This window comes from Lysinibacillus sp. RU7, assembly GCF_057837305.1.
Genome location: NZ_JBYQFK010000018.1, coordinates 46,133 through 70,663 on the forward strand (window position 1 = coordinate 46,133; position 24,531 = coordinate 70,663).

Annotated in this window: 25 protein-coding genes, 1 riboswitch and 1 other annotated feature; of the genes, 16 read left to right on the plus strand and 9 right to left on the minus strand. The window is 36.5% G+C overall.

Features of this window, described 5'->3' with window-relative positions; translation table 11 throughout:
* The first annotated feature begins 81 nt into the window (after window positions 1-81).
* The 4 genes from AC3II9_RS13800 to AC3II9_RS13815 all read left to right on the plus strand — a co-directional run bounded on the left by AC3II9_RS13800 (window position 82) and on the right by AC3II9_RS13815 (window position 4,333).
* A complete protein-coding gene (locus tag AC3II9_RS13800; protein ID WP_489156303.1) occupies window positions 82-684 on the plus strand; it encodes a CPBP family intramembrane glutamic endopeptidase in 603 nt (200 codons plus the stop codon).
* A 550-nt stretch (window positions 685-1,234) separates the two neighbouring features.
* Window positions 1,235-2,299, plus strand: a complete 1,065-nt coding sequence (locus AC3II9_RS13805; RefSeq protein ID WP_489156305.1) for a glycoside hydrolase family 5 protein — start codon at window positions 1,235-1,237, stop codon at window positions 2,297-2,299.
* A 475-nt stretch (window positions 2,300-2,774) separates the two neighbouring features.
* Window positions 2,775-3,341 (plus strand): sigma-70 family RNA polymerase sigma factor, encoded by a 567-nt coding sequence (locus AC3II9_RS13810; protein WP_489156307.1) that lies wholly within the window; start codon window positions 2,775-2,777, stop codon window positions 3,339-3,341.
* Window positions 3,338-4,333 (plus strand): DUF4179 domain-containing protein, encoded by a 996-nt coding sequence (locus AC3II9_RS13815; protein WP_489156309.1) that lies wholly within the window; start codon window positions 3,338-3,340, stop codon window positions 4,331-4,333. The genes AC3II9_RS13810 and AC3II9_RS13815 overlap by 4 nt, the downstream gene beginning before the upstream one ends.
* Window positions 4,334-4,452: 119 nt before the next feature.
* On the opposite strand, the gene AC3II9_RS13820 is transcribed toward AC3II9_RS13815, so the two are convergent.
* The 5 genes from AC3II9_RS13820 to AC3II9_RS13840 form a co-directional block, all read right to left on the minus strand.
* The gene (locus AC3II9_RS13820) at window positions 4,453-5,184 is read right to left on the minus strand and encodes a HEAT repeat domain-containing protein (RefSeq protein WP_489156311.1); all 732 of its coding nucleotides are present in this window, start codon (window positions 5,182-5,184) and stop codon (window positions 4,453-4,455) included.
* A 297-nt stretch (window positions 5,185-5,481) separates the two neighbouring features.
* Entirely contained in the window at window positions 5,482-7,041 is a 1,560-nt protein-coding gene (locus tag AC3II9_RS13825) for a YndJ family protein (protein WP_489156313.1), read from the minus strand.
* The gene (locus AC3II9_RS13830) at window positions 7,010-7,618 is read right to left on the minus strand and encodes a DUF4166 domain-containing protein (RefSeq protein WP_489156315.1); all 609 of its coding nucleotides are present in this window, start codon (window positions 7,616-7,618) and stop codon (window positions 7,010-7,012) included. Before AC3II9_RS13830 ends, AC3II9_RS13825 begins: the two co-directional genes overlap by 32 nt.
* 1 nt (window position 7,619) lies before the next feature.
* Window positions 7,620-8,528, minus strand: a complete 909-nt coding sequence (locus tag AC3II9_RS13835; RefSeq protein WP_489156317.1) for a DoxX-like family protein — start codon at window positions 8,526-8,528, stop codon at window positions 7,620-7,622.
* A gap of 251 nt (window positions 8,529-8,779) precedes the next feature.
* The gene (locus AC3II9_RS13840) at window positions 8,780-9,940 is read right to left on the minus strand and encodes a YhgE/Pip domain-containing protein (RefSeq protein ID WP_489156318.1); all 1,161 of its coding nucleotides are present in this window, start codon (window positions 9,938-9,940) and stop codon (window positions 8,780-8,782) included.
* Window positions 9,941-10,107: 167 nt separating this feature from the next.
* Here AC3II9_RS13840 and AC3II9_RS13845 point away from each other — a divergent pair, with 167 nt between their 5' ends.
* From AC3II9_RS13845 to AC3II9_RS13855, 3 genes are all read left to right on the plus strand, one after another.
* A complete protein-coding gene (locus tag AC3II9_RS13845; protein ID WP_489156320.1) occupies window positions 10,108-10,728 on the plus strand; it encodes a TetR/AcrR family transcriptional regulator in 621 nt (206 codons plus the stop codon).
* A 178-nt stretch (window positions 10,729-10,906) separates the two neighbouring features.
* Window positions 10,907-11,869 (plus strand): helix-turn-helix transcriptional regulator, encoded by a 963-nt coding sequence (locus AC3II9_RS13850; RefSeq protein WP_489156322.1) that lies wholly within the window; start codon window positions 10,907-10,909, stop codon window positions 11,867-11,869.
* Between the two features lie 75 nt (window positions 11,870-11,944).
* Complete coding sequence (locus AC3II9_RS13855; RefSeq protein WP_489156324.1) at window positions 11,945-12,577, plus strand: type 1 glutamine amidotransferase family protein; 633 nt, start codon at window positions 11,945-11,947, stop codon at window positions 12,575-12,577.
* A 264-nt stretch (window positions 12,578-12,841) separates the two neighbouring features.
* Here the strand turns inward: AC3II9_RS13855 and AC3II9_RS13860 are convergent, their stop codons facing one another.
* The 3 genes from AC3II9_RS13860 to AC3II9_RS13870 form a co-directional block, all read right to left on the minus strand.
* Complete coding sequence (locus AC3II9_RS13860) at window positions 12,842-13,696, minus strand: zf-HC2 domain-containing protein (RefSeq protein ID WP_489156325.1); 855 nt, start codon at window positions 13,694-13,696, stop codon at window positions 12,842-12,844.
* A complete protein-coding gene (locus AC3II9_RS13865; protein ID WP_489156327.1) occupies window positions 13,686-14,168 on the minus strand; it encodes an RNA polymerase sigma factor in 483 nt (160 codons plus the stop codon). The genes AC3II9_RS13860 and AC3II9_RS13865 overlap by 11 nt, the downstream gene beginning before the upstream one ends.
* Before the next feature lie 630 nt (window positions 14,169-14,798).
* Window positions 14,799-15,500 (minus strand): class I SAM-dependent methyltransferase, encoded by a 702-nt coding sequence (locus AC3II9_RS13870; protein WP_489156329.1) that lies wholly within the window; start codon window positions 15,498-15,500, stop codon window positions 14,799-14,801.
* A 58-nt stretch (window positions 15,501-15,558) separates the two neighbouring features.
* Window positions 15,559-15,780, minus strand: a binding site (T-box leader).
* A gap of 245 nt (window positions 15,781-16,025) precedes the next feature.
* Here AC3II9_RS13870 and AC3II9_RS13875 point away from each other — a divergent pair.
* The 7 genes from AC3II9_RS13875 to AC3II9_RS13905 all read left to right on the plus strand — a co-directional run bounded on the left by AC3II9_RS13875 (window position 16,026) and on the right by AC3II9_RS13905 (window position 22,421).
* The gene (locus tag AC3II9_RS13875) at window positions 16,026-16,835 is read left to right on the plus strand and encodes a TrmB family transcriptional regulator (protein ID WP_489156331.1); all 810 of its coding nucleotides are present in this window, start codon (window positions 16,026-16,028) and stop codon (window positions 16,833-16,835) included.
* Window positions 16,836-16,848: 13 nt separating this feature from the next.
* On the plus strand, window positions 16,849-17,466 hold the full coding sequence (locus AC3II9_RS13880; RefSeq protein ID WP_489156333.1) for a LysE family transporter: 618 nt from the start codon (window positions 16,849-16,851) through the stop codon (window positions 17,464-17,466).
* Between the two features lie 370 nt (window positions 17,467-17,836).
* A riboswitch (cobalamin riboswitch) is annotated at window positions 17,837-18,020 on the plus strand.
* A gap of 212 nt (window positions 18,021-18,232) precedes the next feature.
* The gene (locus AC3II9_RS13885) at window positions 18,233-19,231 is read left to right on the plus strand and encodes a FecCD family ABC transporter permease (RefSeq protein ID WP_489156387.1); all 999 of its coding nucleotides are present in this window, start codon (window positions 18,233-18,235) and stop codon (window positions 19,229-19,231) included.
* Window positions 19,232-20,005: an ABC transporter ATP-binding protein gene (locus AC3II9_RS13890; RefSeq protein WP_489156335.1), complete on the plus strand. Its 774-nt coding sequence runs from the start codon at window positions 19,232-19,234 to the stop codon at window positions 20,003-20,005.
* A 56-nt stretch (window positions 20,006-20,061) separates the two neighbouring features.
* Window positions 20,062-21,045, plus strand: a complete 984-nt coding sequence (locus AC3II9_RS13895; protein ID WP_489156336.1) for an ABC transporter substrate-binding protein — start codon at window positions 20,062-20,064, stop codon at window positions 21,043-21,045.
* 57 nt (window positions 21,046-21,102) lie between these two features.
* Window positions 21,103-21,789 carry a precorrin-3B methylase gene (locus tag AC3II9_RS13900; RefSeq protein ID WP_489156337.1) on the plus strand — a complete coding sequence of 229 codons (687 nt, stop codon included), beginning with the start codon at window positions 21,103-21,105 and terminating at the stop codon, window positions 21,787-21,789.
* 104 nt (window positions 21,790-21,893) lie between these two features.
* Complete coding sequence (locus AC3II9_RS13905; protein ID WP_489156339.1) at window positions 21,894-22,421, plus strand: hypothetical protein; 528 nt, start codon at window positions 21,894-21,896, stop codon at window positions 22,419-22,421.
* Window positions 22,422-22,628: 207 nt separating this feature from the next.
* Here the strand turns inward: AC3II9_RS13905 and AC3II9_RS13910 are convergent, their stop codons facing one another.
* Complete coding sequence (locus tag AC3II9_RS13910; RefSeq protein ID WP_489156340.1) at window positions 22,629-23,213, minus strand: 50S ribosomal protein L25/general stress protein Ctc; 585 nt, start codon at window positions 23,211-23,213, stop codon at window positions 22,629-22,631.
* A gap of 418 nt (window positions 23,214-23,631) precedes the next feature.
* On the opposite strand from AC3II9_RS13910, the gene AC3II9_RS13915 reads away from it, so the two are divergent.
* Both AC3II9_RS13915 and AC3II9_RS13920 read left to right on the plus strand, forming a co-directional pair.
* Window positions 23,632-24,075 carry a LytTR family DNA-binding domain-containing protein gene (locus tag AC3II9_RS13915; protein ID WP_489156342.1) on the plus strand — a complete coding sequence of 148 codons (444 nt, stop codon included), beginning with the start codon at window positions 23,632-23,634 and terminating at the stop codon, window positions 24,073-24,075.
* A gap of 5 nt (window positions 24,076-24,080) precedes the next feature.
* Window positions 24,081-24,512 carry a DUF3021 domain-containing protein gene (locus AC3II9_RS13920; RefSeq protein WP_489156344.1) on the plus strand — a complete coding sequence of 144 codons (432 nt, stop codon included), beginning with the start codon at window positions 24,081-24,083 and terminating at the stop codon, window positions 24,510-24,512.
* Window positions 24,513-24,531: the final 19 nt, after the last annotated feature.

Below are 24,531 nucleotides of genomic sequence, written 5' to 3' on the forward strand. Positions count from 1 at the left end.
AAACTTATAGCGTGTTGGAAAATGTTTGAATAATGATATAGTCACTCAAAAGTTACGATACTATATAATGTTGGAGGATGTATGAAACAGAGTGATAAAGAGATTTTTCTTCAATTAATTGTCGGAAATATTATTTTTGCGGTAATAGGAATTGTCTTATTAAATATAACGTCTTCAAAAAATATATTTGTCTCGATTACTCAACTCTTTTCATTACAAGAGGGCGTATTTAGCTTAATCGTCGGTTTAGTTGGTTTCTTCGCTGCTAGTCTTTACACGTTTATTGTAATAAAAGCAGGGAAAGGCTATTTCCCTAACACAAAAGGGTCAAACGTCATTGTGCAACTGGCAAACAATCAAAAATTAAGTTTAATCGGTATTGTTCTTCTCCCTTCTATAGTAGAAGAGTTTTTGTTTAGAGGCGTAGTCCATCCCCTTATGATAGAGATGTTTAATCCATTTTGGGGAGTGATTATAACTGCTTTGCTTTTTATGCTAGTGCACATTTCAGACCAATATAAAGGGCAACCATTTTTATTATTTCATATCTTTTGGTTGGGGCTTATAACGGGGGTAGCTTTTATGATGACTGAAAGCTTGTGGGCACCCATTATCATCCACTTCCTGAATAATTACTGGAGTGTGAAAAAAATTCGAGATGGAACAATTGGCATTAAATCTTAAAATGGTCAATTTGTAAAAATAATCCCATGAATCTAACCTGCTCAAATATTAATAGTAGCAGGTGTGTGAATTTTTCTATAAAATAGAATAATTATTAAAATGATAAATTTGCAAGTGTGTGGATTATCAAATTATTTCCTTTGATAGAAGCGTATGTTTTTAGCAAAATGTAATTAAATATGAATTACCAGTTGATTAAAGCGGAATCGGAGAGTGTAGCTGTCGGCGTGTGCCTTTCACTACAGAGCAATGTTTTTCTGCACCGAAAGTGAAGCGGCAGGTGCAAAGCTACCTACGGGAATAGCAATAAAATAACGAAGGCTAAAACCGTCACGTCCTGTGACAATTTATCTGCGCGACAGCAGCAACACTTTCGTGACCAACTTCATGTTGGTCCAAAGACCCCCACAGGAAATTTATTTGCGACGAAAGCGCAGCGACAGGAGCGCCGAGGTACGAGCTACTAGGTGCTGAGGGTATGCCCGTGGAAAGCGAGCCGAATGGAGCGAAAATCAACATGCTTGTTATTTTTTATACTTTGAGGTGAAATATGAAAAGGAAATTTATTATTACAACATTAATTTTTACTGCGATTACGATAGTAGCATCTATACTACTAGATAAACATTCGATTAATAAAGTTTTAGCTTCCAAACAAAGTAGTCTGTATTCAAATGAAAAAGTTATTTTATCAGGTAAGGATATACAATCTTCAGAAAAGGCAATTACCCCTTGGGAATACGTAGAAGTTTTGGGGAAAGGTTTGAACGTAGATTGGTCCAAAACTACTCAGGGTAGAAAATATTATAATGAGCAAACTGTAAAAGATTTTAAATCGGCCGGAGTAGCTCATGTTCGTATTCGTATTTCTGATAAAGCTACTGAAGAATTGCTACAAGGGTTAGATAGACAAATTAATGATTGTCTTAACAATGGTTTGATACCTATAATTGCTTATCAAGCGGACGAATTTAAAAATGAACCAAGTGAAAAAAATATTCAAAAGGTAGTTAAATGGTGGGGGATTGTTGCAGAAAGATACAAAAATTACTCTGATTTATTAGCATTTGATTTGATAATTGAGCCATCAGATGCTTTAAATAAGCAACCCGAAAAACTAAATGAGATTTACGATAGAATTGTTACTGAAATTAGAAAGACTAATGAAACAAGAATTGTAATTATTGCACCCCGTGTACGTTCAGATGCGGATTATCTAAAAGAACTAAAAATACCATCAAAAAGTAATGATTATCTAATAGCAGAATGGCATTTTTATGCGTCTGGACCGAGTAAAACAAAAGATAGAAAGTTATGGACAAATGGAAATGCAAATGAACAAAAATTAATTACTGATAAAATCAATACTGCCTTAGCGTGGCAAAAAGAGACAGGCATCCCTACCTGGGTAGGGGCATGGATGCCTAGTAATTATAATGATGGTGATGATTATTCAATTAAAGAACAAGTCAAGTTTGCAAAATTTATGGTACAACAACTTGATCAAGCAGGAATCCCATTTGCAGTTAACTCGGATACCAAGTATTATAACAGGGAATCTAATATGTGGATAGAGAACGTAAAACCAGTTTTTAAATCAATATTTAGTAAATAATTTTGTGATTAAAAGAGAATATGAGATGATACGATAATATAGAGTTGAGGTAAAATGAAATATTTTTCTTAAAAAATGTATATATTTTCAACGCTATTCTAAAACCTAACCTTTTATAAAAAGTTGAATTCAGATTTTTAAATCAAGTATGAGAAGGATTGAAATTTATTTTAGATATACGTCGTATTCAATCATTCTCACGAGTTTTTACAATATAGTGGGTGTCCATTTTATCCCCTTTAAGTAGAAAATGTTAAAAAAACTACAGTCCACTGTAGATAACATGTTACTTAAAGGGGATTTTGTATGCCTAAAAAAGAAGGTTCGAAATGTGTTAAAAATGACTACCTTGTTGAGACAGCGAGCTTAATTGAATGACATCTTAATGTATATTTATAAAAAATGAGTTTTTTGATAGAAATCATCTTCTTGTAAACGTAATAAGAGTATAGGGTCCTTAGAGTGGAGGTGTAAAATGAGAATTACAGAAAAAAATGTAGTGGAACAACTTATAGTGAAAAATGAAAAAGCATTATTTTATATAGTGGAGCAATACGGCGGAACTATTAAGTCCATCATTAAGAAATATTTAGGAAGCTTAGAAATTATTCAAGACGAGTGCTTAGACGATGTTCTTCTATTGATTTGGAATAACATTATGTATTATGACGAAAATAAAAATTCCCTAAAAAACTGGATTGCTGCTATTGCTAAGCACAAATCGATTGATTATCAACGACAATATAAAAAATTTCTCCTTCAACAAGAATTTGAAGATCATATGCTTGTCGATTTTAATAGTGTGGAAGCACAAGTGATGGACAATATGTTAAGCAGTCAAATGGAACAGCTGCTTTCGTCTTTAAAAAAAGAGGATCAATTATTATTTATACAACATTATGGTGAACAAAAAAGCATCGAGGAACTTTCACAGGCTCATGGTATACATAGGTCGGTTCTTTATAATCGATTATCTCGTGGGCGTAAAAAATTACGTACAGTATTTAAAAATAAGTTAAATGAAAAGGAGGAATCTACTTGAAAGAATTATTTGAAAAGTTGAATGACGAAAAAATCAATTTTGAAGAATTCGAAGAACACCCCTTAACAACTATTGAAAAAAAAACTATTAAGAAAAGAATAAAAAAGAAATTAAATAGACGTCGTTCGATTCCGGTCAAAACATTTTCAGCAGTTGCCTCATTTGCCCTTGTTTCGATTATTGCTGTAAACTCTAATTTTGTATTAGCGAATATCCCGATTGTTGGAGAAAAATTAGAAGCTTTTGTTTATTCAAGAGCAGGCGCACTTACGGATTTTAAAACAATTATTGGTGATTCCGTCGAAGATAACGGTGTAAAAGTCACTTTAAATGAGGTTATTTTAGATGAGGGGCAACTTCTTATTAGTAGTACATTCCATACAAATTTAAAAGGGGATGATTTAGCTTATAATTGGTTTTCGCATATTGATGTATATATTGACGGTCAAAAAATAGAAATGGGTGGCGGCGGTGGCCCACGAGAAATCACAAAATCATACATTAATTACTTTTGGACTGCAGATATTGGACAGATTGATTTACAAAAAGAAAAAGCGATTCGCATCGTATTTAATGATTTAGAAAGAAGCGATTCTGATAAAATGTTGAAGGGGAAATGGTCGTTTAAATTTAATGCTTCTGGAGAGAACTTAATTGCTAATTCAAAAAAAATCCCGATTCATCATAGCTTTACTTTAGAAAATGGTCAATATATTGAAATAGAGGAATTAGTTTTAACACCTGTTTCTTCAAAATTAGTTTATAAAATGAGTAACATTCATGATGATGTCTATTTTAAAATAGAGAACGACCGTGGAGAAGTAATACAAAAGACAATGGCGCAACAATTCCACTTTGAAAACTATAATCGTTTTGTGGCGTTAGAAGGTGATAAAATTAAAATTATACCAGTGGTTGCAAAGGAAGATCGCTCCGAAGAATACATTCTTACTAATGAAATAATCGAACTCGATTTAGGTGAAGGTTATTAATAGATTAAAATATCTTTGCCAGTCCACTATTAATTGAAATGATAATGGACTGGCTGTCTTGATAGTTCACCAATAATCCCGCTAAAGTTTCGCAAAAATGACTTCTCTTCTTGAGTAAGTCATTTTCTACTTTTCATACGGTTAGTTACAATCCTTAGCGATCTATGAGCTTCCCTTCTTATAATGGGTTGCTTATCATGTTGTTCAATCCTCATAAGCGTGTTAATCACATTACTATCGTTAAAGCTTTCAAACGATCTCACCAATTTCCAGCGGGTAATGTCATCATTGCCATGGTCCTTTAAACAGAACATCAGTGCATCGATTATTGGAGAATGGTCATGTAGTTTATAGTAAAAACAAATAAATCCTATTGCGTCAATGACTTCTCTTATTGCAATGAGATTGTCTGTTTTTAGTACAGCCATTAATACGGGGAGAATTTCTTCATCCATATGAGCTAAAGTTCTAGCAATAATGTCCCTAGGCAAAGGATAGCTATTCTTATTGAAGCCATGAGTAGGTAATACGTTATGTTGGTTAGTACCGATCTTCCCTAAATAGTCGACCATAACTTTCGCGGATGTAACATTCCCTTTTGAGAGTGCATGACATAATTCTATTTTTGTATAAAGTTTTTTTTCGTGTGTAAGTGTATAAAGAAATAAATGAATCAATTCATCGCTTAGATCATATTTCTCTGATAGTAATTTTACAGCGATTGTTCTTTTATATGCTTCTTTGGATTGCATCATTTCTAACAGTTCTATTTTGGTATGATTATTGTAGTATTGCAAATCTTGCATTGTCATCTTTCCGCGATTTTTCAACTGAGCATTAGAACTTTTCATTTATTTCTCCCCAATCTGTCAACGTTAATTATCTAAAGTTATGTATGTTATATTCGTTTGTTCGTTAGGATTTCTTGTATATAAATCTTCCTAAAATTTCCGCTATTTTTAGCGTTCATATTGTTACTACCGTGCATCGCAGTATCCGGTCAAAAGAATCCATAGTTTATTTAAGATAAAAGAACAACGCTTATTTTAATTTATTCAAACACATAAAGTAGCCCTGCTCAAATTAATGTTCGAGCAGGGCTGTGGATTTGTCTATAAAACGGTAGATAAATAGATTTACGGACTATTTTAGAAATTGTCTTTTCGTCGAATCGTGTAGTCGATATGTAAAAATGCTTTACCAAACAGCGTCATATCATGTGTAGCGATTAGTCTATCTTGTTCCTCTCGCATTACAAAATATTCATGTAAGGGCAGTTTAAAAATAGATTTACCCATGGCTAAATAAGTGCCAGCATCACCTTGTGCATCACTCGTTAAATACAGGTGATTATTTTCTGCTGAGAGCTGTAAGATGCCATGCATGGATGAGAAGGGGAGTGGTAGGGCGATGTTCATATACCGCTGATTCTCATATTGATGCTGTGAATAAATGGCATTAAAAACGGGTTGCCCTTGAATGGATCGTTGCCATAGACGAGGCTTTTCACGACCATCGAGCATCGCGTTCACTTTCCATATTTGTCCGTCCATCACAGCAGACTGTGACGAGTACGGTAAATTGAGTTGGCCCATACGCTGGCTAATCAATTGATAAATAAATGCCATTGGTTTAAACCATGTTGCCCATTGGACAGACGCCGTTAAATGAAAATGAGTTGTTTGTTCATAAAAATCACATATTAAAGCAGGTATCTTTTCTTTATCAATGAAATCAGCCATATCATCTACTAAACCTGGGTGAGGCTCATTAGAAGCAATTAGTCTTCCACGGATTTGACTAACAGGGAACAGGTAGTCCTGTTGCTTTGTTGGTGGAATAGAAAGACTCCAAGCAAGTACAATGACGAGGCCAAATCCTAAACAATTGAATATGCCATGGAAATCGAGCATAGTAGGAATGTCTACAAGCACTATTCCCGTTAAATTACTAAAAGCATATAAGAGTGACCAAATAATGGTGAAGCACAATGTTAAAAAGGCGAGGCGGATAAACAATCCTTGCCACCTAGGCAGCTTCCATTTCATCACCAAATAACTAATACTAAAAATCGCTATGACATATAAACTGACGGCTAATATTTCAACGATTCGAGAAAATGTAATCCCAATTGCCACTAACATCGGTCCTGCCGCAATGACAGTACAGCAAAAACGGTAATAGCGCGTCATGTACAGGCGACCAATTAACCCAACGGAAATACATAGTAAAAACGCAGAGTAGTGAAAATGAATCGCGGTTAACCAAGTAATGATTGGACTGAAGCCTGTATCCATTTGTAAGTGGAAGGCTAAAAACCATAGCCCACCCATCACGAGGTAGATGAATCCAATATCAATCATGATTTCAGCCGTATTGACAAAGCCACGTCTTAAAAATCGTTCAATGCCAAGTGATGCAATAGTAAGTGTACTTATTAAATAAGCGAGGACGCACAATAGTATGACGCCTTCATGCTGTGAAAAATAGAGTATGGTGACACTGAATTGCCCAATGCCAATAACGATTTTTTGCCATCCTTTCAACAGCACTAGCTGCTCTACGACAATCGGCACAAATACTAACTGTGCTACTGTTAAAAAATAGTATATAGAAGTTGGTCCATTGAAAAGGATAAGAGACATCATGCAAACGATACCGACCATAGTTAAAGGTCTAAGGAGCACACGGCGTAAACTGTCCAGCATACATCATCATCCTTCCAATGAAGTCATTAAAGATGGATACATGAATGGTATAGACGTCAAGTGCATCATCATAGCCTTCTGTCACCACGACTCGTCCCATCAACTTTTTAGGTAATGGCAACTCTTTTTGACCAACAACGATTCGTTGTTGCTCGGAGCGAATCATTAAAAACCCATCCTTCGTGACATCAAACTTTAAATCTGAATAAAATAATGCCGGATCACCCAAATAATCCTTTACGATTTGCCGATCTAAATCGACAGTCATGGTAGCATTAAATTTCCGAACCGCATTTGGAAAGAAAAAAGTCCGTTCCCAGTAAACTTCTGCTTCGTTTTGATTGTTCAGGTGGCATGTATTTGCAATCGTAAAAGGAATCATTTCACCGTCTTCGGGAAATAAAAAACGATTTTTCGTAAATAATCCATACATCGGACGTAAAATGGACGGTCCAGAACGAATCACGTGCATCGTACCTTCCGCATAAAAGGGCTCTTGTAAAGGAAGACGATACCTTTCTTGTAGCTTCGGATGTAGACGCTGAAAATCGTCTGCTAAAAGTGTTTCATAAATCATGTTAAGCACCTCTTTTTCGTTTACAAGTTTTCGCTGTTGGCAACTCTGTTCTTAATAGCCAGGCGACGACTGATAATACCCAAAGTGCGAGGTTAAATGTGATGACATTGAACGGCGCTATCGCAACATGAGGCGCTGCGAACACCGCACTAGCTGACAATATGGGGAAAAGTATGATCTGCGTCATCAACAAATATTTATGCCATTTAGGAATAAGGAACAATATGCCGAGTATCATTTCGAAAATACCTATCCAAAAAACGGCCGTAGTCGCTTGTTGTGCTGACAGCGGGGAAAGGTTCATGAGCATCTCAATTTCAAGTGGATGTTGACCAATCGCTTTTGGGACAAGTCCTTGGTATAGCCAAACAAAACAAAATAATAGACAAATAAAATAATAGCTGAAAAAACGGCGATACTGTGTAGCAGGTCCTTCTCCCGTTTGAAGCCATCTAGCCAATACATCAAAGCTAAGCGCTGTAGCCCATCCCATCACCGGTCGAAATAGCTGATCAAATAATCTTCCCATAATACCGAATCGGACGTCGTAGTCATATTGCGTTAAAAATGTGACACGCTCACCGTTCGGGATATACTGCCAATAGCCGCGCCCCTCCTTAATAGGAGAAATAAGCTGCGGTGTGCCAAAATGGAGGGAAGATGTTTTAACACCACTTTCTTTTTCATGTGTCCCTTTACTTTCACCCCAGCCAGAGACAGCAATCCCAGGCATAACCTTCGTTGTATACGTGAATGTTTGAGGGGCATCTTCATATTCTTTTTCATTATAGGAAATCTTTGTGAAACGCAAATCCCATTGTTCGTGTAAATGCGGCTGCTGTGTATAGTGCCAAACGTGATCGATGGTACTGTCTATATCGATTTCTACGTAGATCGGGTTCTTTTTCATCGCTTCAGCCCCTTTGTGTAATATGTATACATATTCATTAGACTTTTTAGTATTTTTATGATGGTAATTATACCATTTGTTGTATTAATTACCTTGTATTTATTCTAAATTTAGGGGAAGTTAACAAAAAATATAATTTTGAATGTATAAAAGCAATCGAAATGAGCTACTTTTCGATTGCTTTCAGTGTTTCTTTTTTATTGAAATAATGAGAGTTTATGTTATTGCTTATCGGATACCTCTCTTAATAACTAACCATTCACTGGCTGACTATTTTCAACCAAACTTTCTTCTTTCCGTGGTTTCCAAATGACAGCCAGTATGATCATCACACTCACAATAGCGATGGAGCTAAGTACGATGGCGGATTTATTCCACACAGCGCCATCATAGAACAATAATTCGCGTAAACCATCGATCATATAGCGCATTGGCAGCCATGGATATACCCAATCTTTATAAAATACCGGCATGACTTCTGGTGTCATTTGTAGTAACGGTAATCCAAAAAATAATAATAAAACAAATAGCGGGACCCCAGGCATACCAATCCATGTCACAACGGCTAAAATGAGTAATAGAAAACTCGTACATGTGATGGATAAGAATAGTGCAGTATGAGTAAAGCTAGGAAACTTGTAATTTAAAATACTTGTAGCTAGCCATGTTAGGCCGAAGCCGACGACAATACCGATGATGAAACTAACACCGATTTGAAGGAATCTAGCTTTCAGTTGTTCCATCTTACTATTAAATGTTCGGTTTCTCAGTGAAAACCATAGGAACATCGCGCCGAACAAACTGCCCATCCAAATCGGTTGAAATAACGATAATGGTACATTCCCCATTGAACCAGTAGGGTGAAGCATTGTTGTAGAAGATGTAATAGGCGATGTATAAAGTAATGCTTGATCCACTGATAATGAGACATTTTGAGCTTGGAATGTCGTCAGCAGTTCACGACTGATTTTTTCATTTATGCCATTAACGATGCTATTTAAAGCTTGATTGACGTTATTTGCTACTGTAGCATTTTTCCCTTGATTGATGTACAGGTTGATTTCAGGTGATAGCGGGGTAGCCGTTTGTAACGATGTATAGTTCACACTGAAATTATCGGGAATAACAATTGCGCCGTAATAGCTTTGGTCATCCATTCCTTGTTGCATTTCTTCTAAATTAACAATCTTCCACGCAATCATTGATTCTTCACTTATTGGATTTTGCGCGGTTAATTGCTGGATGATGTTATTCCCTATGTTGATTTCGCCTACACCCAAATCTTCATTGACAATAGCGATGGGCAGGTTTTTTGCTGATTGATTGGCAATCGGAATTTGCGTACAAACAAAAATAAATAGCATGATAAAGGACACAATTGGTGCTAAGATTAAAAACTTATTCTTTTTCATCATTTCATCTCCTTATTTTTAGATAATGAACAGACTGTTGATTAATGTGCACAATGTATATTATATTCAATCTATAAAAGAAAACCATCAACAATAAAAGGCACACTGTTGATTTCTCAACATAGTCGTACAAATTGTTCATTAAAATATGAAAAGAGGGGATTTTTTTGACATCTTCAAAACAAGATCGCAGAGTTATAAAGACGAAAAAAGAAATTAGGCAAGCCTTTACAACTTTACTCGAGGAAAAGAGCTTTGATGCAATCACCGTGCAAGACTTGACGGAAAGAGCAAATATTAATCGGGGGACATTTTATCTGCATTATCAAGATAAATATGATTTACTAGAGCAATGTGAAAATGAAATCCTAGAGCAATTAAGGGAAATTGGGAAGAATCTATCAGTCTCCGATTTGCGTTCTTTATTAAAAGAAGAAATGTATTTTCCACTTTTCGTCCGATTTTTTGAGTGTTTTCAAGAAAATGCACCGTTTATGCGTGCCGTCTTAGGACCAAATGGCGATCCCTCTTTCCACGGAAAAATGAAGCAAGTCATGTTAGATAACTTATGGAGTCACTTTATTTCTAAAATGGATACGTCCAAGTTTGCTGTTCCAATCGATATTGTGACGACTTATGTTAGTTCGGCACATTTAGGGGTCATTCAGCATTGGCTAAATGAAGGCATGAAGCAATCGCCAGAAGAAATAACGGCTATTTTACTTAAAATCATTACGAAAGGCCCGTTAGAAGCAGTTGGATTACCAAGTCATCATGATGCTAAATGATTGGTATGGACTGATTAATTGGAGTTTGTAATTACAGGTGGGTTATCTAAATGAGAGGATGGACGACTATACGTGTAAAATTAGAGAAATGATTTTTTAGTATGAATCAGTAGCTACTTTTATTCTAGTACGCCGTAGTAATAGGATGTAATTAAATTTCATAATGAGGTGACTGTATATGCCGAAAATGGACAATGTACTAGCGATTTTCTGGATGCTTAGTTCAGGTGAAAAAATTACTGCTAAACAAATTTCAGAAAAGTTAGAGATGAATATAAGGACTGTGTATCGTTATATTGATACACTTTCGACAAGTGGTGTACCTATCGTTTCAGATACAGGTCATAACGGTGGCTATACTTTATTGAATCATTTTATTGAATCGCCTCTTTTTTTTGATTTTGAAGAGCAAACATCGTTAGTTCACGCTGCTATTTTTGCAAAAGAAGCTGGATATTACGGAGGAGAAGCATTAAATCGTGCTATTTCGAAGCTAAGCAACTATTCAAACCAAGAGCAAGAAACAAAGGTAAATCAACATGTAACTAGTCTTGAAGTCATCAGTCGAATAAGTCCCTCCTCACTGGAACCTATTTTGAAGGAGCTAGAACAGGCAATAGTTGCCGGATATTCTATAAAAATTTTGTACCACAAAAGTGGCAAAGAGCAATCAGAATGTAGGTTGGTTAATCCATACAGAATGATTTATTGGCGTAATAAGTGGTATGTCATTGGATTTTGTCATCTTAGGGATGATATCCGTAGTTTTAAAGTAGAGCGAATTGAAAGTCTCATGGTAACCGAAAACAAGTTTGACCAACCAGAACATTTTTCAGCACGTAATTATTTTTTTAAAAACCTTCTTCCTACGATGGAAGATCAGGAAGGGGTTATGCAGTTAGTCATTGATGGAAACGAAAGTACGCTGAAAGACGTTTGCCAGCACTGGTTTTTAGGGAATTATTTGCAAGAACGAACTGCAAACCAGGCAGTATTTCTTCTTGAAAAAGAGATTATACATACATATGTACCTTATTTACTTTTACCGTATGGTAAATCTATTCACATTATTGAGCCAAAAAGCCTTAAGAAACGAATGATTGAGGTGCTATCGGAACTAATACAATTTCATCAAGTATAAAAACTTCCCTGACACTAGCTGTCAGGGAAGTTTTATTATAATAGGCTATATCAATAGTGATGGGAGATTGATTAGATGCAGACAAAAAAAGCGTATCTTTATGTATTTGATACAATGTCAGACTGGGAATATGGATATTTAATTGCTGAGTTAAACTCAGGAAGATACTTCAAAAAAGGTATAGCTCCTTTAAAAGTCGTTACAGTAGGCGCTACTAAAGAAATGATTACTACAATGGGCGGGCTAAATATAAAACCGGATATTGCTCTTGATGAATGTAACCTCGAGCGTCAAGATCTTATCATTTTACCTGGGGGGGATACTTGGAGAGAAGATATTCATCAGCCTATCTTGAAAAAAATTGTAGAAGCTTTAAAGCTTGGCACTATAGTTGCTGCTATTTGTGGGGCAACCGAGGCACTAGCGAATATAGGATGCTTGGATTCTAGAAAGCATACAAGCAATGACTTAGCATATATGAAAATGGTTTGTCCTAATTATAAAGGAGAAAAGTTTTATGATACGGTACCTGCAGTATCTGATGGGAATTTAGTGACAGCATCAGGAATAGCTCCTCTAGAATTTACGAAAGAAGTGCTGAAAATCTTAGATGTATTTGCACCAGATACATTGTATGCGTGGTACAAACTACATAAGACACATAAAACCGAATACTTCTTTCAGTTAATGAATTCAATGAATAGATAGGTTTAAAATCATTGGTGGTAATAAGAGGGGGGAAAGGGCATCGCTGAAAGTATGGGTATTAAAAAATTCTATTCAATCCTTATTTATCGGTGAATGCAAAAACTCCATTTTGAAAAAGATTGATCAAAATGGAGTTTTTCGTTTTAGTTAAGTATGAACCTTAATCATTCTCTCATAGTGTTGCTCAACAAGCGTGCCCGTTTGTTGTATTCCCGAGTATCGGAGAACTATTGCTTTGATTATGCACTCCTAAAATTGTTTAAGCTATTTCAATAAATTTTCCACAGGTTTTGTAATTCGTTTTTCGTATAGTAAGTTTCCTAAAATAAATACTGTTACGATTATTAACACAATAGGTATCTCAAAGACTATCCAATTAGATGGTGCATAGTGTGTAATTTGATGGGCATATTCAACCGTTTCAAGAAAGGATTCTTTATATTCATATTGTACAATCCATTGTTTATTAGCCATTGCTACTGTTCCAATATCATAATCGTTCGGAATGATGGACTCCGTAATCCTACCTTTTTCTCCAATAACAACTTCAGCTTGTGAATAATCAATTGGAAAGAAACTTTTAGGACCTTCTTGTAAATATATAACATCATCTTCATCTATATTTTCAATAGAAAATACAGCTAAATACTGAAGTTGCTCACTATATTCCTTAAAAACAGCTTGGAGTGCTGTTTCATCTATATTATTTGGTGACAATATTGTCGTGAATGCCTTATCGATAATATCAAGCTTTTGCTGTTCAATTATTTGTGCCTGTTCTCGCTCATGGTTAAGGTCAATAAACACGGTCAAAGAATACATTGTAAATCCAACTGTCACAATAAGCGAAATCCAAAATGAAGTACTTAAAAAAGTACTATAATTTTTTTGTGCTTTAAAAAAGTTGGCGATTCTTTGAAAAGGTTCTTTTTGTTCTATACGAGACCGAATTTCTGGTTGCTCTTGGATATCAAATTCTTTATGCAACTGGTTTACAATTTGAGCGCATTGTTTACAACTGTCGATGTGCTGCTTTACAAATTTTGAAGTTTCTTCACTACATAGGTCATCAACATAAGATGGTAATAAGTCACGTACAATATAACATTCATTCTTCATCTTTAATCCCTCGCTCTCTTAATTTTGACTTGGCTCGGTAAAATGTGACCCTTGCCCAATTTTCGTTTTTTCGATGTATTTCGCCGATTTCTCTAAAGCTTAAGCCACCGAGTATACGAAGCAACACAATTTCTTTATACGGCTCGTCTAATAAATGAATGGTACGGTAAAGTGCAATTTTGTTTTCATTGTCGATGAGATTACTTTCAGCTGAAGGCAAATGATTCAGGGCATGTGATTGGTTCGGTTGTTTAATTTGCTTGTCCACGTACTTATAATATGTATACTTCGCAATTTGGCAGAGCCAAACCGACATTTTGCATTCGCCGTTATAATTGTCGATTGATCGAACAGCCTGATAAAAAGTTTCTTGTGTTAGTTCTTCTGCAACGTCTGCATTGTGGCAAAGAACCATCAAATATTTAAAGACACCATCGGCATAAAGCTCATAGATTTCAGTAAGCTCTCCCAATGTTGCACCTCCTTTCAACCTATATATCTAAAAAATCATCGTTTCGTTACAAAATTTTCAAATTTTTTTCTAAGTAATATTCTAACATTTTAAAAGTGGCTATTAGAGTTTGATAAAAGCTTATAGAGTAGTGTGGGGATTTTTTTATTAATAAAAAATTTAAGAAAAAAAGCTATATGGCAAAGATAAATATATTGGCTATCAATGTTGTATTAATAGCTTTGTGGCGAAAAATAGTGGAGGTTCGTAAGTAATGTTCTTTTATATAAATGGAAAAAGGGTAAGGTGAAAAAATATTGATGCAGTGTTGGCACTTTTTATTAGGGTTAATCAAATATTAATAGATGATAATACGGGCAATTGGCAAGTAAAGTTTACACTATATTCGATACAAGGATGCAAGTGGATTTATAGTGAAAAAAAGAAAAATAAATTAGGTTGTTCTAGCTTTAGGAAATAGTCTCATTAAAAGCCCTGTATTTCACAAACTAAAAAGAATCCATTTTCAAATAGATTTGATCAAAATGGATTCTTAACTTATATACTATCTAATATCTTTAAAATAAGGTGGGACAATTTTAATTTTTTTATTCGCTTATCGATTCTTTTACAAACGTCCCCATGAGTTCATTATTTAACTCCACCAAATACAGCTAACTCCATCCATTTGAAATAACAGTCTGCATGATTAAATCCAATTTCTTTTAACCAATGGACTTGAATATCTACACGCTCTAGAATATTGTCTGCTTTATCTGGTCGGCTATAATATTCAGCAGCAATTTCTTCTCGTTGACCTTTATTATACGCTGTTAGGTGGTCAATAAATAGCTCATCATGTAGTTTTTCGATTTCCTCTGTTGCAGAAGCTGTATGCTCAATATTAATAAAAATGCCACCGGGCTTTAATAGACTATAAATATCAGTATATAATGCTTTCTTCTTTTCATGTGGTAAATGGTGAATTGCATAGCCCGATACAATGCAATCAACACTGTTAGGTTCTACGAAATTTTGAATCGAGTTACTAAAATCGCCTACATAAAGTTCGCAACGATCCGTATATGCCTCCAGATGAATTTTTGCTTGCTCAATCATTGGCTGCGAATGGTCAATACAGATGGCTTTTGCGGTTGGATATGTACGAAGTAATATTTCTGCTAAAAAACCGTTGCCACAACCTAAATCCATAATAATGGCTGGTTTTTCTATAAAATGATTCACTACTTGGAGCATAATTTGGGCTTGCTCTGCCCCAAAAGGAATGCCTCCTCTTACTTGTTGTAAATAGTGTGTTGTTACGTCTTCTCTTTGCCATGTCGTTTTCATCATAATTCTCCCTCTCTAAATGTTGATATCAGTGGTTTTTCAAAATAAAAACTCCGTCTCAAAAAGAGACGAAGTTCGATTCGCGGTACCACTCTAATTAGCTTTAAAAGCTCACTTAATAGGATTTAAATCCAAACTGTTAACGGATAGCTACCGTTTGTGCTTACTACCATTTCAACACAAATGCTCATGGACGAGTTGGAGATTATATTGACTGTTTTGCACCAACCAACAGCTCTCTATCCAATAAGGAATCCTTAATACTTCCAATCAACGCATCGACTATTGAATTTTGTTAATAACTTTACATCAATAGGTAATTATTGTAAATGATATTTTTTTGCCCCTTATGTTAATAATAATTTGGCATTACACTATCGTCTTTTTAGGGGAGAAATTTCAATGCAAAGTAACTACCGAATATTGATAGGAAATCTTATAAGATAGAATTTTCTTATTCTCTTTATTGACATGAGGTACTATCCTAAATATAGTAGTTATATATATTACTACTAATAGGAGGGTGTTATGGAAAATTTAATTGAGCAATTTGAAGAGATCGGCTATTCAAAAAATGAAGCTAAGGTTTATATAGCACTACTGAAGGAGCCTGCAATAAATGGTTATGAAATTAGTAAAAAAAGTGGTGTACCACGCTCAATGGTTTATGCAGTCATCGCAAAATTAGTAGCAAAAGAAGCAATCATAGAGCTTCGAACTGAACCACCTACATATACGCCAGTTCCAGTAAAAGAACTGGTCATGAATCGCAGAAGGCAAACAGAGGATACACTGACCTTTTTAGAAAAAGAGTTGCAAGCCATTGAAAAGCCTGTAGAAGTGAATGTGATTAAGCATATTGAAGGGAGAAAGAAGATTATTAATGCTATGCAAAAAGTAATGCTAGCAGCGAAGGAGGAAATTTGGCTTTCTGCATGGGAAGAGGAACTAGATGAATTAAAGAATTCAGCCTTAGAACAAGGCGAAAAAGGAATTAAGCTATATTCAATGCTTTTTACTAATCAGGAGACTGACTCATTCGGAGAAACGTTTTACCATCGTCGAGATACTGCTGTCATTGAAGAAGGTAGAATGAGTAAAAGATTAACGATTGTCATACAAGATAATCAAGAAGTGCTGATTGCGGGCTTTTTTAATGGGCAAATTCCTCAAGCAATTCAAACAGCTGAACCCATGTTAGTTCTATTGGCAAAAGAATATATTCGACACGATATGATGATGAAAGTTGTGAGCGACAAAGTAGGGAGCGACGTACTTCATTCATTATGGCAAGGTGATGATCTATTAACTTATATTGTACGTAATGTGAAGAAATAAGGGAGCTATTTTTATGTATATAGAAGTTTTTGTAGTAGGCATTTTAGCAGCTTTATCACCTGGGCCTGATTTTGTCGTCGTCATGAAAAATAGTTTAGGCGCAGGGAGAAAATATGGTGTAGCTACAGCTTTGGGCATAGCCAGTGCATTAATTGTTCATATAACTTATACCATTTTAGGTTTTACCATTGTATTAGAAAAACTACCAATTGTCTTTAATGTCATTAAACTTACTGGCGCTGCTTACTTACTTTGGTTAGGCTTGCAAGGAATCCGCTCACAAGCTCGCTTAGAGAATTCAGATGGTAAAAGCATAGACCGTTTATTGAAACAATCTGTGATGCGTTGCTTTCGTGAAGGTTTCTTATGTAATGTACTGAATCCTAAATCAGCATTATTCTTCCTAAGTATTTTTTCACAATTTATCGGACCAAACACTTCAAAGTGGATGGGGTGGATATATGGTGGAGAAATCATTTTGGCGGTGGGGCTTTGGTTTATTTTACTAGCTATACTTATTTCGAATAATTTTTTTAGAAGACTATATCAACGTTACATGCATTGGTTTGACCGTGTTCTAGGTATCATTTTAATTGTTTTTGCGGTTACTATTTGGATAACGATGTTTTAAAGTTCAAAGGGATATAAAAATTAATTATGGCATTATATACGGGGAATGGTTATATAAATAACGGTCTCTTGAAAAGAAGAATACAAATTTAGCTTAATTAACTAAATGTGTTTCAGAATGTATTTTTGGAAATAAGGTGAATAATGGTATTTTTAATATTGAAGAATGAGCTTAGTTAAAATGGAGTGTGTTTCAGCATAAGGGCTTTGAGTAGGATTGAAGTATTATATAATGATGTTATTTATGTAAAAAAAACTTACTTTACCGGGTAGTTATTTAAGATAAAAAATACTATTTATATACACGTAATATTCAGAATTCATCAAAACTATTGTGAGTTATGATAGATTCTGTTAGTGTAAGAATTACAAAAAAATATCATATTATTGGTGCAAATAACGTCTTGTTGTTTGCTTAAAAGGGAAGTCGGTGCAAATCCGACGCTGTCCCGCAACTGTAAATCGGAGTAACTCACAAATGCCACTGGGAAACTGGGAAGGCTGTGAGGCGCGTTGATGATGAGCCAGGAGACCTGCCGGTAATAGTAGAGCATTTACATAGAACCACGAGGATGGTTATAGTGAGTAGGGTAAATATACCCTTTATTTCGCTATGACAATCTCCTTGGATTCAAGGAGATTTTTTTATTTGTCTTTGTAACAAGCGGGAACAAAAAGAGAAATAAAACCTTTGAAAGGAGCTTAGTGTGCAGAAAAAAGGGAAGATTCATTTTGGTTTTCTTGTGGTAATTTTGCTCATTGTTTTAATGATTTCCATGACAATAGCTGTCATCATTGGCTCTGTTTCCATTACATCTGCGACTGTTTGGCGCGTTATTTTATCGCATGTGCCGTGGAATGTATTGGGGATTGAAGCGGACTGGAGCCGATCACAAGAAATTATTATTTGGCAAATTCGGACACCACGCGTACTACTAGCGATGGTTGTCGGGGCAGGACTTGCCATTTCAGGTGCAGCGATTCAAGCACTTGTGCGGAACTCGATAGCGGATCCGTATATTTTAGGGATTTCATCTGGTGCTTCCGTTGGTGCCACGGCGGTCATTTTACTTGGGGCCTTTTCTTTTTTAGGGATATATGCGCTATCATTTGCGGCCTTTATTGGGGCAACGATTGCGGTTATCATTGTCTTTTTATTATCAAGAGTCGGGGGAAGAGTGTCTGTCATTCGTCTGTTATTAGCTGGGATTGCGGTGTCACTGGTGCTTTCTGCGATGACGAACTTTATGCTCCTCATGTCTAAGGAAGAGGGCGGTATTAAAGCGGTGATGCACTGGATGATGGGCAGTTTAGCCGGTGCGAAGTGGAGTAACTTAATGTTGCCGATGGTTGTTTTTGTCGTTGTGTATGTAGTGTTACGCATTCATGCACGTCATTTGAATTTACTATTACTTGGAGAAGAATCGGCACTCACGTTAGGGGTGAATTTAGAGAGGTTTCGTTTATTACTCATTTTACTTGTCTCCCTTTTAACAGGGGTGCTTGTTGCTGTCAGTGGTGCCATCGGATTTATTGGCTTAATTATTCCGCATGTTGTCCGCATGCTCGTTGGGTCCAATTATAAATTTGTTTTGCCCATTAGTGCTTTACTTGGTGCGATTTTCCTCGTTTGGGCAGATGCGTTAGCACGGATTATTATTGCCCCTGAAGAAATGCCGATTGGAATTATTACAGCATTATGCGGTTGTCCATTTTTCATTTGGATGCTGCGCAAACAAACCTACTCATTTGGGGAGGGTGAGTAAATGGTATATGTGGCACAAAATCTTTCTTATACCATCGGGCAAGCAACGATTTTACATAATGTGTCTGTACATGTGAAAGAGCGTGAATTGGTAGGATTGATCGGTCCTAACGGTAGTGGTAAATCGACATTATTAAAAAATATGTACCGGATGTTGCAGCCAAATGAAGGGCAAGTTTTTCTTTTTGGAGAGGACATGCTAACGAAACCAGCAAAAGCTGTCGCGAAACAGTTAGCGGTCGTCGGGCAAGAAACACCTGTATTGTTTGAATTTACGGTGAGAGATTTAGTCGCGATGGGGCGTACACCGCATAAACGATTGATTGAACGAGATACCGTAGAGGATCGTCAAATTGTAGAGCAATCGATGGAGCAAACAGGGATTACCCATCTGAGTGAGCGTCATTTCAGCTCATTGTCGGGTGGAGAAAAGAAGCGCGTCATTGTGGCAAGAGCATTGGCACAGCAAGCGCAAGTGATGGTGCTAGATGAGCCGACGAATCATTTAGATATTCAGTATCAGCTGCAATTAATGGATTTAATTCGGAGTTTGCCTATTACGATTATGGCGGCACTCCATGATTTAAATATTGCGGCTACGTATTGCGACAAAATTTATGTGATGAAAAAAGGGGAAGTTGTTGCTTATGGTACGCCGTTAGAGGTGCTGACACCAGCGCTTTTACGCGATGTTTTTGGCGTACATGCGGAAATCGGTATTCACCCGATTACGAAGAAGCCGCAATTATTTTATATACCTGAATCCATGTTATAGATCGTGAGGAAGCATACACTTCTTTCTATATAAATTAAAAATAAAGGGAGATTGACATGAAAAAATTGAAGAACATGTGGCTTGTGTTTATCACGGTTATGGCACTGAGCGTTTTAGGTGCTTGTAGCAATGAAGAAGGTAAGCAAGAGAAAGTAGCACCTGCACAAGCGGAAGAAAATGCCGTAACGATTGACAATAATGACACAACACAAGTATATGAAGAAGCACCGACAAAAGCGATTTCCTTAAACCAACACGTAACAGAAATTATGCTAGCGTTAGGCTTAGAGGATTCGATGGTTGGTACGGCTTATTTAGATGATGAAATTTACGAACCATTGCAAGAGGCCTATGCGAAAGTGCCGGTATTAGCAGAGCAATATCCAACAAAAGAGCAAGTGATTGATGCAGAGGCAGATTTTTTATATGCAGGCTGGAAAAGTGGCTTTAGTGAAAAAGGTATTGGGACAGTGGAAGAATTAGAGGCGTTAGGCATTCACACGTATTTACATACGTCCTCAAGTATGAATAATCCAACATTAGAGGACATTTTTACCGATATTCGTAATATCGCAAAAATTTTCCGTGTAGAAGATCGAGGGGAAGCATTAATTGAACAAATGAAAAATGATGTAGAGGCAGTTCGTGCAAAATTGCCTGAGCAATCGGAGCCATTACGTGTACTTGTGTATGATAGTGGAGAGCAAGACGTGTTCACAGCAGCTCAAAACTTTATGAATGAGCTAGTGACAATTGCAGGAGGACAAAATGTTTTTGGTGATGTCGAGTCTGGCTGGACAACGGTATCAAAAGAAGATGCTGTTGAACGTGACCCACAAGTAGTTGTCGTGATTGATTACGGTTCAACAACAGCGGAAGAAAAAATAGCGTTCTTAAAAAATGACCCAGCATTAAAAGAAATGGATGCGGTGTTAAATGAACGCTTTGTCATTTTACCATTATCAGCTGCATCAGAAGGTGTACGTGCAGCCGAGGCGATTAAAATTTTAGCAGAAGGCTTCTACCCAGAAAGCTTTTAATAAGTAGAGATAAGCTAGCGTTTTGCTAGCTTATTTTCATCTAGAGGAGGACGTACTATGGGGCGCAATGCATTTACGAAAAATGTGCCAGAGCATACATTTGCGACATTAAATAAGGAAAGTTCATATACACGCTTAGCGATTAGCCCAGGAGTGATTAATAAACATTACACACCTGCACAATTGCAAAAAATAGCGGAAATCGTAGGCGAAGATGGGGCGATTAAATATTCTGCTTCGTATTATTTACTGATATCTATTCCTACAGAAAAACGATTAGAAATCCAGCAGCAGCTAGAGGATGTAGGGTTATATATTGCACAACAAGGCGCAGTTGTAGATATGAAGGCATGTGACTTTTGTGATGGTGAAAAAATGGAAGCCGCAGCGATAACAGAAGCCCTGTATAAAACATTCGTTGGGCAAGCTGTACCGAATCGACTTCGACTGAATGTAAATGGCTGCGCCTCTGCATGCTATAACGCAATGTACGATGATATTGGACTTGTGTACCAACAGGATAGCTTTGACGTGTATGTAGGAGCGATCCCCATGGGCAGGCATACACAGGCCGGGAAATTATTTGCGAAAAATGTACCTGTAACAAATATTGAAGCCTTCCTACAAGAAATGCTTGATCTATATAATGAATTTGCTCGGGAAAATGAGCCCTTTCATCGATTTTTTAAGCGTACAAAGGAAGAAGCTTTTTGGTCGAGTCTAGCTACTAGCCACATTGACTAATTAGGCAATCGTTTGCGCTCTTGAAACTTTTAGCGATGTTATCCGTATAGGTAAATATTGCTTTTTTTATAATGGGCATGGAAAAAGAGAAGGGGAGAGCGAGCATGGTTACCTGGATTATTCTTGCTGAAATTGCATTTTGGATTGCCATTATAGCAGGGCTTATAGCGCGGTACATACTAAAGAAAGAACGATTAAGTGTCATCTTCTTTTTACTAACACCGATCATTGATTTCGCTTTATTCATTTTAACAGCCATCGATTTAAAAAATGGGCAAGCTGCTACCGCTGTGCATGGCATTGCGGCCATTTATATTGGTGTTTCCGTTGCATATGGCAAAACACTCATTCATTGGGCGGATGAAAAGTTCCGCATTTGGATAGTAAAGCAGCCGAACACGAAAGAACGGCTCGTTGGTAGAGCAAAAGGCGTTCATGAGGTAAAGCTATGGATGCGGCACATTGTGGCATATGCCATTGGAGGCGTGTTGTTATGGGCGATGATTCAGTATATCGGTCAAGCAGGCGATACGACAACATTACAGCAAATGCTGAAGTTTTGGGGACTAGTTGTGCTGATTGATGGGGTGATTAGTATTTCTTATGTTTTATTTCCGGAGAGAAAACAATAGTTTAGGTAGAAACCGTAAAAGCGCGTAAAACCATGGGAAACCCGCGTAAAAGGTTCGGCAACTCGCGTAAATCATATCCAAAGTCGCGTAAACGTTCGTAAAGGAAGTAACCCACCACAAGCAAGTGCAACGAGGACACAAGTAAAATAATGAAAGAATCAAAAAAGGGTGTGACAAAAGTCAACACCCTTACACGTATTTATTCTTTTATACTTGCTCAGCTTCTTCAACCGCAGCTTCTGCTACTGTTGGAGCCATCACTGTAGCGAGTGTATAACCATCTTCTGTCACAATATCAAAGCCAACCTGCTCTCGAATATCGACAACTGCTATGGAACTACCAATAGCTAGGTGAGAGATATCGATTTCAATTGATTCAGGAATTTCCGCAGGCTTTACCTTCACTCTAATGTTTAAGTTTGGTTGCATTAAAATGCCACCTTCTTTAACCCCAATGGATTCGCCTGTTAATACAATTGGTACGTCTACTTCCAATTCCTCCGACATATTAATCGCTTGGAAATCAACGTGTGTAATAGTATTCTTTAATGCGCAACGCTGTACTTCACTAATAACAGCATTAACACTTTGCTCATCTACTGCTAGCTTAAAAATATTATTTAAGCCATTTGCTACAATCATTTTCGAAACCTTCTTTGCATCGACAAAAATCGGTGTCGTATCTGTTTGGTAGCCGTAGACAACTGCGGGTACACCGCCATTTTCTCGAATCTCGCGTAAAATCGAACGAGATCCTGCCTCACGCTTTGTCGCTTGTAAAACAATACTCATACTTCCTCAATTCCTTCCAATGTTATTTTTCGGCTGATTGTGTTAGAACAATCAATCGATTCAAGAATGCAACTCATCGTTTACACACTAAACCCGTACCTCAAATAAAAAGAAAACAACGCCAGTGAAATCTTACTGGAAAAAGAAGTGATAGTTTTTATTTTCTGCAAGCATTAAAGACACTACATCTACCATTATAGTTAATTTTTAGTATAAAGCAAATTTAATGTAAAATTTCTGTAAATAGGGATATCCACGAGCGATGTTTTTTGAACGTCTTTGTTTTGTTATTGGGGTTGATTTATAAGCTAGCGGTATGATGTCTAGATCGCTGTGTAAGTTACCATATGGCAGGCTAAGATGCACTTTTTAGAAAAATTTGTATGCTATAATTTTTAGTATAAGGGGGGAGCGGTGAATGCGGGTGGAGTTGAAAATTGATGCGAAGTGTGAAGAACCGTATGTAGAAATTCATACTGCCAAGTTAACACCGAATATTCAAGCAGCCATTTCGCTGTTGCAAAGTGAAAATGACACGTATATATTGACGGCCCAGCATGACAATAAAACGTATATGATGGACCCTGAAACGATTGTTGTTATTTTTACGGAAGGTAGGGAACTGGTGCTGTATGATGTAGCTAAAACACGATACATCGTCAATAAACCTTTATATGAGATGGAAGAGCAATTAGGGAAAGATTTTATTCGTATTTCAAAATCAGCCATTATTAATATCCGAAAAATTAAACATATTGAAGCAGCGTTTAACGGCACAATGGAAGTGGAGCTGGTGATGGGCATAAAAGAAGTAATTACAAGAAGCTATCGAAAAAAATTTAAAGAGCGATTGGGGGTTTAACGTCCATGCATATGATAAAATATTTACTTTTTGGTATTAGTTGGGGATGTACAGCTTTTGTGTTTATGAATGTCCTTGGCTATGTAATCGGAGGCGATGCATTTTTACAAGTATTAGCTGAAAACTATCTCGGTCATATATTCGGTTCTATTGTTGTAGGCATTAGTTGTGCGACAACATCGATAGTTTACAGGGTCGAACGTTTAACATTTCTACAACAAACTTCGATCCATTTCAGTATAGGGCTAAGTGCGTTTTTCATCGTTGCCTTTTCTTTAAAATGGATTCCAGTTACTTCTGTTCTTTCTGTAATAGGCATCATCATCGGTAATATTTTGATATTCACATTCGTGTGGTTTTTATTCTATTTATACAACCGACATGAAGTACGGAAAATGAATAAAAAAATCAGTGCATTTTCAAGTAGTGAGGAATAGATTGAGTGAAATAAGCAGG